The sequence below is a fragment of the Paenibacillus sp. NPDC056579 genome, from assembly GCF_042793215.1.
Taxonomy (GTDB): domain Bacteria; phylum Bacillota; class Bacilli; order Paenibacillales; family NBRC-103111; genus Paenibacillus_S.
This window is the reverse complement of the sequence record NZ_JBHTVD010000003.1, coordinates 823,775-839,159: the sequence shown is the minus strand read 5'-3', so window position 1 is coordinate 839,159 and position 15,385 is coordinate 823,775. Positions and strand designations below refer to the sequence as shown.

9 protein-coding genes are annotated in these 15,385 nt (G+C 54.6%); 8 read left to right on the top strand and 1 reads right to left on the bottom strand.

The window, feature by feature from the left end:
- Nucleotides 1–14 precede the first annotated feature (14 nt).
- The 3 genes from allC (at nt 15) to ACFQ88_RS16370 (ending at nt 3,250) form a co-directional block, all read left to right on the top strand.
- Entirely contained in the window at nt 15–1,313 is a 1,299-nt protein-coding gene (gene allC / locus ACFQ88_RS16380) for an allantoate deiminase (RefSeq protein WP_379454803.1), read from the top strand.
- The gene (locus ACFQ88_RS16375; RefSeq protein WP_379454802.1) at nt 1,310–2,566 is read left to right on the top strand and encodes a pyridoxal-phosphate-dependent aminotransferase family protein; all 1,257 of its coding nucleotides are present in this window, start codon (nt 1,310–1,312) and stop codon (nt 2,564–2,566) included. The genes allC and ACFQ88_RS16375 overlap by 4 nt, the downstream gene beginning before the upstream one ends.
- 117 nt (nt 2,567–2,683) lie before the next feature.
- Nucleotides 2,684–3,250 carry a DNA-3-methyladenine glycosylase I gene (locus ACFQ88_RS16370; RefSeq protein WP_379454801.1) on the top strand — a complete coding sequence of 189 codons (567 nt, stop codon included), beginning with the start codon at nt 2,684–2,686 and terminating at the stop codon, nt 3,248–3,250.
- 52 nt (nt 3,251–3,302) lie between these two features.
- Here ACFQ88_RS16370 and ACFQ88_RS16365 read toward each other — a convergent pair whose 3' ends face one another.
- On the bottom strand, nt 3,303–4,400 hold the full coding sequence (locus ACFQ88_RS16365; RefSeq protein ID WP_379454800.1) for a YheC/YheD family endospore coat-associated protein: 1,098 nt from the start codon (nt 4,398–4,400) through the stop codon (nt 3,303–3,305).
- Nucleotides 4,401–4,645: 245 nt separating this feature from the next.
- On the opposite strand from ACFQ88_RS16365, the gene ACFQ88_RS16360 reads away from it, so the two are divergent.
- From ACFQ88_RS16360 to ACFQ88_RS16340, 5 genes are all read left to right on the top strand, one after another.
- Nucleotides 4,646–5,830, top strand: coding sequence for a glycosyltransferase family 4 protein (locus ACFQ88_RS16360; RefSeq protein WP_379454799.1), 1,185 nt, complete (start codon nt 4,646–4,648; stop codon nt 5,828–5,830).
- Between the two features lie 182 nt (nt 5,831–6,012).
- Nucleotides 6,013–6,672: a chromate transporter gene (locus tag ACFQ88_RS16355; RefSeq protein ID WP_379454798.1), complete on the top strand. Its 660-nt coding sequence runs from the start codon at nt 6,013–6,015 to the stop codon at nt 6,670–6,672.
- 25 nt (nt 6,673–6,697) lie between these two features.
- Entirely contained in the window at nt 6,698–7,237 is a 540-nt protein-coding gene (locus tag ACFQ88_RS16350; protein WP_239627853.1) for a chromate transporter, read from the top strand.
- Between the two features lie 245 nt (nt 7,238–7,482).
- A complete protein-coding gene (locus ACFQ88_RS16345; RefSeq protein WP_379454797.1) occupies nt 7,483–8,973 on the top strand; it encodes a UDP-N-acetylmuramoyl-L-alanyl-D-glutamate--2,6-diaminopimelate ligase in 1,491 nt (496 codons plus the stop codon).
- A 231-nt stretch (nt 8,974–9,204) separates the two neighbouring features.
- Nucleotides 9,205–15,117 carry a WIAG-tail domain gene (locus tag ACFQ88_RS16340; protein ID WP_379454796.1) on the top strand — a complete coding sequence of 1,971 codons (5,913 nt, stop codon included), beginning with the start codon at nt 9,205–9,207 and terminating at the stop codon, nt 15,115–15,117.
- Nucleotides 15,118–15,385 lie beyond the last annotated feature (268 nt).

Below are 15,385 nucleotides of genomic sequence, written 5' to 3'. Positions count from 1 at the left end.
GGAGGCATACACATATGGAAACATGGAGCGAGCTGCCGGGTGAAGGAGCAGCGGAGCTAGCCGCCAGCTTCGGCCGGGAGGCCGAGCAGCTGCTGAATTGGCTGTCTGGCTATGGCGCCGATCCGCAAGGAGGTGTTACCCGGCTGCTGTATTCCGACAGCTGGGCCGAAGCCCAGCTCGCTTTGGCTGAGCGAATGAAGCGGGCCGGCTTCGCTGTCAGCTTCGATCGTGCGGGCAACCTGTTCGGCAGGCTGGAAGGCGAGGATTGTGATGCGCCTGCCATTATGACGGGCTCGCATATCGATACGGTCGCCTCCGGCGGCCGCTATGACGGTGCCTACGGCATTATAGCTGCTCTCCTAGCCGTGGAACATTTGCAGCGACGATTCGGCAAACCACGGCGCAGCATAGAGGTTATAGCGCTGGCTGAAGAAGAGGGCAGCCGTTTTCCGATGACCTACTGGGGATCGGGGAGCATAGCGGGGCTGTATCACGAAGGGCATATTGAGGGCATGAGAGACAGCACCGGCATAGAGTTCCGGCAGGCAATGAAGTCGGCCGGCTTCGGGAAGCCGGAGCAAAAGGACTGCAGGCGCAGCGATATTGCGCTGTTTGTCGAGCTTCATATCGAGCAGGGGATCGTGCTGGAGCGCGAGAGCACATCCATTGGTATAGTGGAAGCCATCGTCGGCCAAAAACGATTTGCCATCCAGATAACCGGGGAAGCAAACCATGCCGGTACGACGCCTATGCGAATGCGGAAAGACGCGCTTGCAGCAGCGGCAGAGATGATACGCGCCGTTCGCCAATCGGCGACGCTTCATGGAGCTCCCCTTGTTGCAACGGTGGGCCGGCTTGAGCTGGAGCCGAACGTACCCAATGTCATCCCGGGGAAAGCGGCGTTTACTGTAGATGTGAGGCATGATGATGAGAATGTGCTGGGTGATTTTTGCTCCCGAATGATAAGCGAATTCAAGGAGATAGCCGATTACAACGGGGTGGCGATGGCTCATTCGCTATGGATGGATGTGAAGCCGGCGCCGATGCACCCGGCGTTGACGGATTTGACGGAAACGATATGCCGTGAGCATCGTTTATCCTATAAGCGAATGGTCAGCGGGGCGGGCCACGACGCCCAGGTGTTCCAGCGCATGTGCCCCACCGCTATGGTTTTCGTTCCGAGCCGGGGCGGGATCAGTCATTCGCCATTGGAGTACACTTCGCCCGATGACTTGGGTAGAGGGGTATATGTACTCGGCAGGATGCTGTATCAGCTGGGTTATGCAGAAGCGTATAAAGGAGGGGTCGTATGAAGCGGTACAACGATTTAGCCCCATCTCTTCGAACCATAATGACACCGGGGCCGGTAGAAGTAGATCCACGCGTGCTTCGCGCCATGTCGTTCCCGATTCTCGGGCAGTTCGATCCGGAGTTTACCGGGCTGATGAACGAAACGATGGAAATGCTGCGAAGCCTGTTCCGAACGAACAACCGGTGGGCTTATCCTATCGACGGTACCTCCCGAAGCGGGATCGAAGCGGTCATGACAAGCGTTATCGAGCCGGGAGACAAGGTGCTCATACCGGTGTACGGGCGGTTCGGATATCTTTTGTGGGAAATCGCAGAGCGCTGCGGAGCCCGGGTCGTCGCTATCGAGAAGGAATGGGGATACGTGTTCGAGTCTGAAGAAGTCATAGATGCAATGCAGCGCGAAAAGCCGGACATCGTGGCTATCGTCCACGGAGAAACCTCTACCGGACGCATCCAGCCTCTTGCGGACATCGGTCGCGCCTGCCGGGAGCAGGGCAGCTTGTTGATCGTCGACGCGGTCGCCACCATCGGCGGTGTAGAAGTGAGGACGGATGAATGGATGCTGGATGCGGTTATCGGAGGCACGCAGAAATGTTTGTCCATCCCCGCAGGCATGTCGCCCATCACCTATAACGACAGGATCGAGGCCAAAGTGCTGCGCAGGAAAAAAATCGAGCGCGGGCTAAGCGATAAAAGCGCCGCCCTAGATGGGATGCCGGCACAAACCATCCGCAGCAACTATTTTGACTTGAGCATGCTGCAGGACTATTGGAGCCCTGCCAGACTGAATCATCATACAGAGGCGACTTCGATGCTGTATGCACTGCGCGAAGGGGTACGGCTCGTGCTGGAGGAGGGGCTGGAGGCGCGTTTTGCCCGCCATAAGCTCCATGAGCAAGCCTTGGTCGGAGGACTTCAGGCTATGGGGCTGCAGCTGTACGGTTCACCGGATTGCAAAATGACCGTTGTTACTTGCATCCGGATTCCTGCCGGAGTGGATGGGGATTCGGTGCGGATGATGCTGCTGGAGCAGTTCGGAATCGAAATAGCCAGCTCCTTCGGGCCACTGAAAGGGAAAATATGGAGAATCGGAACGATGGGGTTCAGCTGCAACAAGAGAAATGTGCTTCATCTGCTGGGAGCTCTCGAGGCGGTGCTGCTTCGCCATCAAGTAAACGTCCATACCGGCAAAGCCGTGCAAGCGGCCCTGGACATTTATGATGAAGCTGTCGTGAGCGGTAGTCCCCGTTATTGACAAACGGGAACAAATGTTCGATAATTCTCCTTGTATATGTATGTGACAGAACTTGTCCTATCCCTGTGTTACAATAGGTGGGATGATGTGACGTCTCACAGAAAGAGGGGAATAATCATGGAAAAATCCAGATGCGGCTGGGTCAATGAAGATCCGTTGTACCAACAATATCATGACGAAGAGTGGGGCGTCCCGGTTCACGATGACCAAAAGCTGTTCGAGATGCTGATCCTCGAAGGGGCGCAAGCGGGCTTGAGCTGGTATACGGTGCTGAAAAAGCGTGAAGCGTACCGCGAGGCGTTCGATCGCTTCGACCCGGAAAAGGTGGCTGCGTACGATGATGCCAAGGTAGCGGAGCTGCTGTCGAACGAGGGGATTATCCGCAATCGTCTGAAGGTGCAGTCGACGATTACGAATGCGAAAGCTTTTTTGAGCGTGCAAAAGGAATTTGGCAGCTTTGATGCTTACATATGGCAATTTGTCGGAGGGGCTCCGCTCGTACATCATCGGGAGTCGCTGAAGGATGTCCCTGCCAGCACGCCGCAATCCGATGCGATGAGCAAGGATTTACGCAAGCGCGGCTTCAAATTCGTCGGTACGACGATCTGCTATGCTTTCATGCAAGCTACGGGGATGGTGAACGATCATACGGTGAGCTGCTTCCGTTACAACGGAGACCATTAGCTCCTGATGTTGTCGTTGAAAAACAAGAGGGCGGCCCGATACGAGCCGCTCTTTATTGCTTTCGCTGGTCCAGCAAATATTTGGAATAAGCGATCGGGTTGTAGTAAGAAGCTTTCCATTCCTCCGTCATCCCTGCCTCGCGGAAGGCATACCGCTGGTCTTTGCCGTTGCATTCGATGAATAGCGGAACGCCGTCCTTCGTAATGCCAATATCTAGGCCGAGATCCGCCATGTGCGGCAGGCTGGATCCCAAGATCCGGGCGATTTTGAGCGAGAATTCGTGTATCGCTTGAAAGACGTCCTGCTGCTGCAGCTGCGGATATTCTTGGGCTAATATGTCCTGAAGCTGCTGTAAAGAGCCTCCTTGCGCCACATTGGTCAAAAAACGATTGTGCGGCGCCACCTTGGCGACTAGCCCGGTCACCTGCCATTCTCCCGATCCGTCGCGCTGGACGGACACTCTCATATCGAACGGTCTCCCCTGGAAAGTGGCAAGAGGAAGCCTTTGCTGAACGATGAATTTCTTTTTGCGCAGCCATCGCGTTAATAAGGAAGGGATCCGGTTTCCTTTAAACTCCATCTGCTTCCAGCGTCGATTGTGTACGCTCAAGCTTGCCGGAAACGTCAGCTTCCAGTTGTCTCCGTTTCGCTCGAGCAGCATGATTCCCCGTCCTACACCGCTTTGGTCCGGTTTAATAATAAGCTTGTCATACTGCTTCATCATCATGTCGATATGCCGTGAGGTCGCTGTGAACGTTTCGGGCAAGTGAGGCTTCAAGGATGTTTCGTTCAAGAGAATATGCTGGGTCTGCAGCTTGCTGTACCGGTTCCATTGATTGAAGAACAGTGTGCCGCCGTCGGCCCATGAGCCAAGCTCCCTAAACTTTTTGCGGCCGTGATAGAGGGCCCGGTTATGGATGACGACTGGCAGCGGGACGCGAGTTAGAACAAAGCGGTCATCTTGCTTGACGTATGCCTTGATCCATGGATTTGCAGAACGAACGTCATGGATGCGAAAGAAACACGGAGTCACTCCATATCTCCTGCCTGCCTCCACGTAAAAATCAATGGCTTCATACTTCGTATCCCCCACAGGAATGCTGTTATACAATTTGTCGTTTACGAGGATGCCCACATATGAATGCTGCACGATTTTCACTCCTTCCTACAAAGCTGGACACGGTTAGCATTTCTAAGCACATCATATGTGAGTATTGTCCATAGCGTATGGACAGGTGTGGTGGGCATTGATTGATCCTTGTGACGCCTGTCCGTATTAGAACATAAGGTTGCCTGGAAAGGGGCGGGAGAAGTTGTCTGTTGGACGTTCCCCGTGTGCAGACAAGTGAATACACTGCATGCATAAAGGAATCATCTCGCAGAGGGGGCGCCCTTATGAAACGACCTGTAATTGCCATTGTGTCGCCAGGTTCCTACGCCGTTCCTTCGGCTACCAGCAGCTCGGTCGAGCTAGTAATAGAACAGGTGGCCAAGCGATTGGCTCGTGATGCAACTCCTGTCGTGTTCGGCAAAAAGGAAAAGGACCGGCCTTCCGTGGAGGATTTGGATGGTGTCCGGTATGTGAGGGTACGGGCAGTGACTCCGCGTTCTTATATGAAACGGGTTAGCCGCAAGCTCGCCGCTTACCGGCCCCAAGTCATTCAGGTGGAAAATCGTCCCCGGTTCATCCGTTACTTGCGCCGCAGGCATCCCAAGGCAAGCTTGTGGCTTGTTTTGCATTCGCTTACCTTCGTATCCAGGCCGCATATTCGGGCTTCCGAGCTTCGGTCGTGTCTTGCCGCCGCTGATCGCATCATTGTGAACAGCCATTTTTTGAGAGAGGAAATGATTCGTAAAGCTCCCCGCATGATGCACAAAATGGTCGTGAACCATCTGGGGGTCGATACGGAAGGCTTTACATCCCGCTGGACGGAGGAAAGCGAGCATCAACGGCAAATGACGCTTCACCAAATGGGTCTGGCCGGCAAAAAAATTATCCTGTATGTCGGCAGGCTGATTAAAATCAAGGGTGTGCATAACTTGCTGCTAGCGATGCCGCAAATTGTGGAGCGCATTCCGGAGGCGGTGCTGCTCGTTGTGGGAAGCTCAACGTACGGCTCGAACCGGGCGACACCTTATGTCAAGTATTTATGGGAGCTGGGTTCCCAAATGCCGCAGCACGTCCGGTTTATCCCTTACGTTCCGCATACGGAAATTTCAAGGTGGTTCCACTTGGCCGACGTGCTTGTAGTGCCCTCCAATCAGAAGGAAGCATTCGGTCTTGTCAATGTGGAAGCGATGGCGTCAGGTGTCCCTGTAGTGGCTACCCGCGCCGGAGGGATGATGGAAATTATCGAGCATGAAATGACGGGCTTTCTGATCGATTCGTCGATCGTAAACAGGGAGCTGCCGCAAAGGATTCACGATATTTTGACGCAAGAGGGGCTGGCGCAGCGATTCGGTCAGGAGAGCTTGAAAAGAGTCCGTGAGCATTTTACGTGGGACTGGACAGCCCATCGTCTATTGAAGCTATTGGAGCAATCTCCTAAAAAAAGTAAAAGCAAGAAAAAACTAAAATGAATTAAAGTGAAATTTTAATTCATAGTATTCCGCTATACTAAGGGGCCGTTTGGCCCTTTTTATGTGCATAAGCACTCTTTAACATTGAAATAAAAAAGATTTATGCTAGAGTTTATTCCAAAAAGATAATAAGTAAGCTATAATGGGGGTACATAAAAGAGCGGACAGGGGGATGCTGCAGCATGAACAAGAGAGATGGCGGGAAAGCGTCTTTGCTGTGGGAAATATTTTGGTCTTTTTGCAAGATCAGTCCGATAACGTTCGGTGGCGGCTACGCGATGATACCAGTTATCGAGAAGGAAATTGTAGAGCAGCGAGGCTGGATGGATTCGGAAGAAATGAGCGGCGCCTTATCCTTGGCCGGCTCGGCACCGGGTGGAATCGGCGTGAACGCAGCCACCATGATCGGCTATCGGCTTGCAGGCTGGAAAGGGGCGATATCTGCCGTAATAGGCATTTCTTTGCCTACCTTTATTATTATGCTCCTATTAACGATTGGTTATACGGCGGTCCAGGATGCGAAGAAGGTGACGGCTGCTTTCGAAGGTATCCATGCGGCAGTCGTTGCTTTCATTGCCGTATCCGGCTGGCGGATGATGAAATCTGCGGTTTCCGACAAGATGACGCTTCTATTGCTGATCGCGTCGTTGGCGGCGCTGTTGTTCTCAGGACTGCATCCGGCGGTTCTGCTGCTGATAGGAACGTCCGCAGGAGTCGCCGTATACAAGTGGAAGCACAGGATGGGAAGCGTATTGACAGCTGCGGCGAAGCAGAATTCAACCGACAAACCGATACCGGCAGCCGTTGCTCCGGGTCAATATATTTGGGGGGACGGCATATGACAGAGCATGAGGGGAGGGGTTGTCCTTGATTTTATTGGCATTGTTTTGGACTTTTTTCAAAATTGGACTTGTATCGTTCGGCGGCGGATATGCTATCCTGTCCGTCATCGAGCATGAAGTGATCGGCAACCAGTGGATGACACCGGACAGCTTCGCCGACGCGGTTTCGTTAGCCGGTATGTCTCCTGGACCGATTGCGACGAACAGCGCGGTTCTGGTAGGATTCAAGACGGCGGGGATTACAGGTGCCATTGCTTCCATATTAGGTATGATTTTGCCATCGTTTCTTATTATTATAGCTCTTGCGATGTTTCTTTATAAAAAAGGTCAGGGCGGCATAATGCAGGCTGTATTATACGGCTTGAAGCCGATGGTTGCCGCCATGGTTATTTTTGCAGCGTATCGGGTCGGGATTAACGGACAGCCTTTGCTCGGCCTCAATGGCCATACGCTTGCGGTCGTCATTATCTTTATCTTTGCGGTCGTAGGGATCGCCAAGTATCGTCTGCACCCGCTCGTCGTGTTGTCCGTTTCCGCGCTGATGGGAACCGCATTTTTTTATTAAAGTGATCCTTTGGTGCTGGTAGATAGGAATCAAGTCGTTCGATAGAATCGGACGGCTTTTTTTGCATAATCGGGGCTCCTGCTCAATATCTGATTGCCAAAGCTCCTCTTTTGTGCGGGGTTATTTTGTTTTGTTAAAAAGCCAAGCCGTTATTCTGATATCTTGATAACAAGCGCGTCATTTTCGGCAAACCATTTGCATATTGGATTAAGATGGTAATCAGAACCCGCGAGGAGGACGATGCGATGTTATTGAAAGATTTGGCTGCCCGATTGCACCACGCACGGATCGAAGGAGACGGCGAGATTGCGATAACCGGCATTCAGATGGATTCGAGGCTTATTAAGCCGGGGGAGCTGTTTGTGTGCATCCCCGGGATAGCCGGAATCTTGGAGGATCGCCATGATTATGCGGAGGACGCGGTAAAGCGGGGCGCGGCGGCACTGGTTGTGGAAAGAGAAGTGCAAGCGGATCCGAGGGTGCCGAGGGTGTTCGTGAACGACGCCAGATATGCTCTAGCCACAATGGCGGCACTCTACTACGGCTATCCTTCGAACTGCTTAAAAGTCATCGGTGTGACGGGGACGAACGGTAAAACGACGACTAGCCATTTGATTGAGCACATTTTAAAGCATCGTGGTTTCAGGACCGGATTGATGGGGAACATCGCCACAAGAATCGGAGAAGAAGAGAAGCAGTTCGCCAACAATACGCAGGAACCACCGGATTTGCAGCGCAACTTGCTTGCCATGGCCGACAAGCAGACCGATTACTGCGTGATGGAGGTCACCTCGCAGGGGCTTCATATGGGAAGAGTCATCGGCACGCAGTTTCGTACCGCTGTATTCACGAACCTGACGCAGGATCATTTGGATTATCACGGTACGATGGAGGCTTACCGGGAGGCCAAGGGATTGTTGTTCTCACGTTTAGGCAATGCCGCCTCAGCCGACAAAACGTTCGCCGTATTGAATGCGGATGATGCCGCATCCGGCTATTTCGCCGGACTGACGGCCGCACAGCCGATAACCTACGGAATCGGCAACAATGCCGATGTGATGGCAAAGCATATCCGGTTAACCGACGAAGGCTCGGACTTTACCGTTGTTTACCGGGAAGAGGAAATGGAAGTCCACATCCCTCTGGTAGGGCTGTTCAATGTATACAATGCGCTCGCCGCTATTGCCGTCGCTTTGATCGAGCAGCTTCCCCTCGCTGTCATTGCCGGGAGCTTGTGTGCCATGAAGCCGGTGAAGGGAAGGATGGAACGCTTGGAGGCGGGGCAAAATTTTACGGTGCTTATAGATTACGCGCACACTCCGGACGGCCTCGAGGAAGCCTTGAAGGCGGTCACGGCGTTTGTCCGCGGGCAGGTTATTACCGTATTCGGCTGCGGCGGTGACAGAGATCGGGACAAACGGCCGCAGATGGGCAGTATTGCTGCGCGGTATAGCGACCGCATCATCCTTACCTCCGACAATCCGAGGTATGAGCATCCGGATGCCATTATTAAGGATATATGTACGGGACTGGAGCAATCGCAGTTTCCAGCCGCACATTATGAGATGATCGCCGACCGTAAGGAGGCTATTCATAGGGCCATAAGCATCGCGCGCGAAGACGATGTCGTCGTGATTGCAGGTAAGGGTCATGAAGCTTATCAGCTCGTGAGGGGACAACGCTTTGATTTTGACGATAGGGAAGCTGCTCTGGAAGCGCTCAGAAGATTAAAATGACGTCAGCCGGCGCCAGCCGCTGCGTACCGCTTGTCACTTGGACTGTTGTGCCGAATCCTGTGACAATGGCCCGCCTGATTTGAAATTTGATTGGGTTAGCGCCTATTTTCGCTCTAGGCAATGACTTCCTTCTGGGTGAATGCATATGTTACAAAAGACTACTTTATGGTGGCTTTAGTCTATTGTAAAAAGGTACAACATGTGAACCACCATCACGGGAGGAAGTGCAGGATGAAGAAGCGAAGCGGCCGTAATGTCGCCAAAATAACTCCGCTCGGCGGCAAGCGAAGCGGCACTTTTAACGAGTTAAAGTGGCTTGATGACGTTCAGTCCGATAAACCGGTCCGCCCCCGTAAAGAAGAGGTAACTGACGCTACGATCAGTCACCTGGTGCTGGAGGAGCTGCAAGCGGAATCGATGGAGGATTCGCTTGACAATATCTCGAGCGGGGATATGGTGATCGTTGATGAGGAAGTCCCAGTCAAGAAGGAGGCAGTCAAGCCGGCTCCCAAAAAAGCGGAGCTGAAGGAGCGGGCTAAGGATCTGAAGCTGGTGCCCCCCAAATCTAGCAAAGTGCAATCCATGGTTCAGGAACGCAAACAAACTGCGGCAGGAGCGCCGGTTGTTTATACGGATGATCTTGCAAACGAATCGGTTACAGAGGAAAAGATTGCACGCAACTCGATCAACGGAAGTCAAGTCAAGCGTGGAGCTATCGGACGGGATCAGCTGGCTGACTATGCTGTGAGTTCATCGAAGCTGGAGGATCGCAGCGTAACGCAGCAAAAGCTGGGCGTTCGCTCGGTTACCGAAGAGCATATCGCTCCACACGCCATCTCCGGCGAAAAAATTCAGGAGAGGGCGATCAGCGGCGACAAGCTGCAGGACAACAGCATTACGTCCGAGAAGCTGGCCGACAAAACGATCGACGCGATGAAAATCGCCGAAGGATCCATCCATACGAAGCATTTGGCTGAAGAAGCGATTACGGGCGAGCTGATCTTGAATCAATCCATTACATCCGAGAAAATCAAGAGCGGTGCGATTCTGACCAATAATCTGGCGAACTATGTAATCAACACGGCAAAGCTCGCCGATTTGTCCGTCACGACGGAGAAATTGAGAGACCACTCCATTACCTCTATCAAAATAGCGGATGGAGAAATCGGTTCGGAGAAGCTTAGCAATCATGCGGTGACGGTAGAAAAGCTGGCTCCGTGGAGCGTTTCTTCGGAGCATATTAAGTCCAATGTCGTATTGCATGAGCATTTGGCGGAGGAAATCATTCGCAGCCGCAATATCGCGGCCAGTCAAATCACCGCAGATCATCTGGCTTGGGAATCCGTCGGTGGAGAGCATCTGCAGGATGGCTCCATTCAGTCCGAGAAGCTGGCGAAGCATTCTATTACCGGATCGCATATTCAGGATTCGGCACTGGAAGCCAAACATTTGCAGGCGAGAAGCGTGGAGAACCGTCATCTGACGGAAGGCGCGGTAACCTCAAGCAAGCTGGCGGAGCAAAGCGTGGGCACGTTCCAGCTCGGAGACGGCTCCGTAACTACTGCCAAGCTGACGGATATGTCCATAACCTCGGGTAAAATAGCCAAAAAATCCATTACCTCCGACCATCTGGCTGCAGGCTCCGTAAATGGAGGACACCTGTCGGAAAAAGCGGTTCAGTCCTCCCATATCGGACCGCATACGGTAGGCAAGGAGCATCTGCAGGAGGAATCGGTCATTACCTCCAAGCTTCAGGATCGCTCCGTGACGGGTGAAAAGATTGCCTTCGGTTCCATCCAGCATCAACACATTCAGGAAGGTGCCGTATTAAGCACGCAGCTGGCGAACCAAAGCGTAACGACCTCCAAGCTCGCGAGCGAATCGGTATCGACCGATAAATTGTCGAACCTGTCGATCACAACCGCCAAGATTGCTCATGCCAGCATTACCAGTGAAAAGCTCGGACGGGAAGCGGTTCAGGGAGACCATCTGGCTGTAGGAGCGGTACAGTCGCCGCATGTAGCCAAAGCGGCCATCAAGCCGCCCCATCTGGCGGCGGAGGCGGTTACTCGAGAGAAGCTGGCGGACCGGTCGGTGACGTCGGAGAAGCTGGCCGACCAGGCGGTGCTGAGCGAGCATTTGGCCGCCGGGATCGTCAAATCGTCCCATCTGGCTCCGGGATCCACGGGTAACGTTCATCTCCAGGATCAGTCGATAACGGCCTCGAAGATCGCGCAGGGCTCGGTCGAAACCGCGCATTTGAGCAAGGGCAGCGTCGGCTCCGAACAGCTGAGCAAGAGCGCCATCGGTGCGGATCATTTGCAGGAACAATCGGTAACGGCATCGAAGCTGGCGCCGGATTCGGTCGGGGAGCAGCATATTGCACCCGGTGCGGTCGGCAGCACCAAGCTGCAGGAGAACTCCGTTACGGCATCGAAGCTCGCTGCCGGAGCGGTAGAGGCGGCACACCTGTCAGCCGGAATTGTCGGTACGGAGCAGCTGAAGGATCAATCGATTACCGCATCGAAGCTGGCTCACAAATCGGTGGAAGCCGTTCATTTGTCCAGCGGCACGGTCGGCACGCCTCAGCTGCAAGAGAAGTCGGTCACCGCATCGAAGCTCGCCCTTGGCGCTGTGGAAGCAAGGCATCTTGCAGATGCCACGGTCGGCACCAACCAGCTGCAAGAGCAGGCCGTTACGGGAGCGAAGCTCGCGCCTGGAGCCGTCACGACGGAGCACCTGGCGGATACGGTTGTCGGGATGAAGCAGCTGCAGGATCAAGCCGTTACGGGAGCGAAGCTGGCAAATGGCGCCGTGAAGTCGGTGCATCTGGCAGAGCGGTCGGTCGGCACGGGTCAGCTAGGTGAAAAATCCGTAGGCACGGAGCATCTGCAGGACGATTCGGTAACAGCCGCGAAGCTGGCGAAGGGATCGGTGCAGTCGCTGCATCTGGCGGAAGGCTCAGTCGGCAGCGTTCAGCTGGAAGAAGGAGCGATAACTGCAGCTCATTTGCAGGATGAATCGATCAAAGGCTCGAAGCTGGCGTGGGATTCCATCTTGACGAAGCATCTCTCGGCTCGTTCCGTCGGCACCGCTCAGCTGCAAGAGCAATCCGTTACGGGAGCGAAGCTGGCGCGCGGAGTCATTGACAGCATCCATCTGGTCGAGGGGGCCGTCAGCAGCAAGCAAATCACGGCAGGGGCCGTAGGTACGGACCAATTGCAGGATGGAGCCGTAACGGCCGCCAAGCTGTCGAACGGCTCTGTACAATCGGCGCACATTGCTGATGGAGCGGTTGGCAGCCATGCATTGGCTGAGCATGTAGTCACTCACGCTCATGTAGCTCCGGATGCTATCGGCAAGGCTGAACTTCAGGACGGAGCGGTCACCGGCGAGAAGCTGGCGAAATTCGCAGTGGATACGGCCCATCTGAAGGCAGATGCAGTCGGTACGGGGCAGCTGAAGGACCGGGCGGTTAGCGGCGGCAAACTGGCTCAGGATTCGGTAAGCGGGGAGCATCTTGCTCTAGGCGTCGTAGAGAACCGTCATCTGGCGGCAGAGGCGGTCGGCACCGCAAAGCTGCAGGATGAAGCGGTAACCGGAGATAAGCTGGCTCACGGTTCCGTGCATACCGAGCATTTAGTTTCCGGAGTTATCGGAACGGAGCAGCTGCGCGATCAGTCGGTGACGGGAGCGAAGCTGGCGAACGGCTCGGTAGACTCGGCGCATATCGCGGCCGGAGCGGTAGGCAGTGAACAGCTGTCCGTCGGCGCGGTAACCACAGAGAAGCTGGTAGACGCATCGGTGACGGGAGCAAAGCTGGCCGCGGATACAATCGAAGCGCGGCACCTTGCGGCCGGAGCCGTAGGCAGCCGTGAGCTCGGCAGCGATGCGGTAGCGAAGGAGCATCTGCAGGATGCTTCGGTAACAAGAACGAAGCTGGCGCCTGACTCTGTTGCGACGGAGCATCTGACGGCAAACGCCGTAAGCACCGAGCAGCTTCAGGATGAAGCGGTGACGAGCACTAAGTTGTCGGGAGGCTCTGTGTACGCCGGACATATTACGGATGCAGCAGTGGAAAGCCGCCACGTAGCAGAGGGGTCGATCGGCACCGGACACCTGCAGAATGGAACGGTGACCAGCGCGAAGCTGTCGGCGGGCTCCGTGTACGCCGACCATGTGACGGACGGCGCGGTGGAAAGCCGCCACGTAGCAGAGGAATCGATCGGCACCGGACACCTGAAGGATGGAGCGGTGACGAGCGTTAAGCTGTCGGCGGGCTCCGTGTACGCCGACCATGTGACAGACGGCGCGGTGGAAAGCCGCCACATAGCAGAGGAATCGATCGGCACCGGACACCTGAAGGCTGGAGCGGTGACGAGCGTTAAGCTGTCGGCGGGCTCCGTATACGCCGACCATGTGACAGACGGCGCGGTGGAAAGCCGCCACATAGCGGAAGAATCGATCGGCACCGGACACCTGAAGGATGGAACGGTGACCAGCGCGAAGCTCTCGGCGGGCTCCGTGTACGCCGGCCATGTGACAGACGGCGCAGTGGAAAGCCGCCACATAGCGGAAGAATCGATCGGTACCGGACACCTGAAGGATGGAACGGTAACGAACGCGAAGCTGTCGGAAGGCGCCGTATACGCCGGCCATATAACAGATGCGGCAGTGGAAAGCCGCCACATAGCGGAAGAATCGATCGGTACCGGACACCTGAAGGATGGAACGGTAACGAGCGCGAAGCTGTCAGAAGGCGCCGTATACACCGGCCATATAACAGATGCGGCAGTGGAAAGCCGCCACGTGGCAGAAGAAACAATCGGCACCGGGCACCTGCAGGACGGAGCGGTAACGAGCGTTAAGCTGTCGGGAGGAGCCGTGTACGCCGGTCATATTACGGATGCTGCGGTGGAAGGCCGACACGTAGCAGAGGAATCGATCGGCACCGGGCACCTGCAGGACGATTCGGTAACGAGCGTTAAGCTGTCGGGAGGCTCCGTATATGCCGGTCATATTACGGATGCTGCGGTGGAAAGCCGCCACGTAGTAGAGGAATCGATCGGCACCGGGCACCTGCAGGACGGCGCGGTAACGAGCGTTAAGCTGTCGGGAGGCTCTGTCTACGCCGGTCATATTACGGATGCTGCGGTGGAAAGCCGTCATGTGTCGGCAGAATCGATCGGTACCGGGCACTTGCAGGAATCGGCGGTAAACGGTGCGAAGCTGGCGGCCGGTTCGGTGGAGAGCCGACATCTGGCGCTGGAGGCCATCGGTACTTCGAAGCTGCAGGAGCTGGCCGTGACGGCAACGAAAATCGCCAGCGGGGCTATAGAGGGGCGGCATATCGTCTCGGATGCGATCGGCACCGCGAAGCTGCAGGACGGCTCGGTGACAGGATCGAAGCTGGCGCCGGGCGCGGTCAGGATGGAGCATTTGAGCAACGACTCCATCGACGGTCTTCACATTAAGCAGGAATCGATATCCGGCTACCATCTGCTGCCTGGAAGCATCTCCTTGCTTCACTTGGAAACGGGATTGATGGAGAAGATTAGCTCCGCCATTTCGTCCCAGCTAACACCAGTTCAACAGAGCAATGTCCTGCCTGCGGCGGTGGAAAGCACGGAATCTCCAGCCGCGGTGCTTGAGCTTCATGAACCTCAAGTCGAGGTACCGGAAATTCATGAAACTCCGGATGCAGAACCGGAGCTTCAAAATATTCAGGCTGTAGAGCCGGAAAAGATTGAACCGCAGGCTGCTTCATTGACAGCCGAATCCGTCGGCAGCGAGCATCTTCAGCGGGAATCCGTTCGGACGGAGCATATTGCCGACGGCTCGGTAACGCCTCGTCAGCTGTCGTTCCAGCCAGTTCAGACCGTGAAACAAAATGTGACCCAGCAATTCGGGCTCTCCTTGTTCCAAATTCGCTTGAACGAGGAAATGGTGGAAATGATCGTGGAATTCGACGAACCATTCGTAGACGAAAACTATGTCATGGTCGCTACGGCGAGTCAGCGCTCCTGTTATCCGGTGATTCGGGAAAAATTCAAAGACGGTGCCATCATACAAGTTATTCGTAATCAGCGCACACCGGAGCTGCAAGGAGTCGTAAACTGGATTGCTATAGGCGCCAAGGCATAGTCTTAAGGGAAAGCCGCTCTTCCGGAGCGGCTTCTTTTTGTTGAGGTATCGACCTTTTTCGCGATGAATAAGTGTCCATTAAGTGTCGTTTTTCCGTAATAATTGTTGTGAAAATAGTTCTTTTCAAAATAATTCAATCATGTTATTATTTCGTAAAGAAATATTTCTTATGCGAAATAGTTCGCGGTTTAAAGTAATTTTGCCGAAAGGAGGCTGCATACATATAGAACCCGGCACGGCGAAAGCAGGACGAATGTCCGGAAAACTC

Bases quoted from the DNA above. Each gene is read 5' to 3' on its own strand.
- ACFQ88_RS16355 (WP_379454798.1), top strand. From the start codon at position 6,013: ATGAACAAGAGAGATGGCGGGAAAGCGTCTTTGCTGTGGGAAATATTT.
- ACFQ88_RS16340 (WP_379454796.1), top strand. From the start codon at position 9,205: ATGAAGAAGCGAAGCGGCCGTAATGTCGCCAAAATAACTCCGCTCGGC.
- allC (WP_379454803.1), top strand. From the start codon at position 15: ATGGAAACATGGAGCGAGCTGCCGGGTGAAGGAGCAGCGGAGCTAGCC.
- ACFQ88_RS16375 (WP_379454802.1), top strand. From the start codon at position 1,310: ATGAAGCGGTACAACGATTTAGCCCCATCTCTTCGAACCATAATGACA.
- ACFQ88_RS16360 (WP_379454799.1), top strand. From the start codon at position 4,646: ATGAAACGACCTGTAATTGCCATTGTGTCGCCAGGTTCCTACGCCGTT.
- ACFQ88_RS16370 (WP_379454801.1), top strand. From the start codon at position 2,684: ATGGAAAAATCCAGATGCGGCTGGGTCAATGAAGATCCGTTGTACCAA.
- ACFQ88_RS16345 (WP_379454797.1), top strand. From the start codon at position 7,483: ATGTTATTGAAAGATTTGGCTGCCCGATTGCACCACGCACGGATCGAA.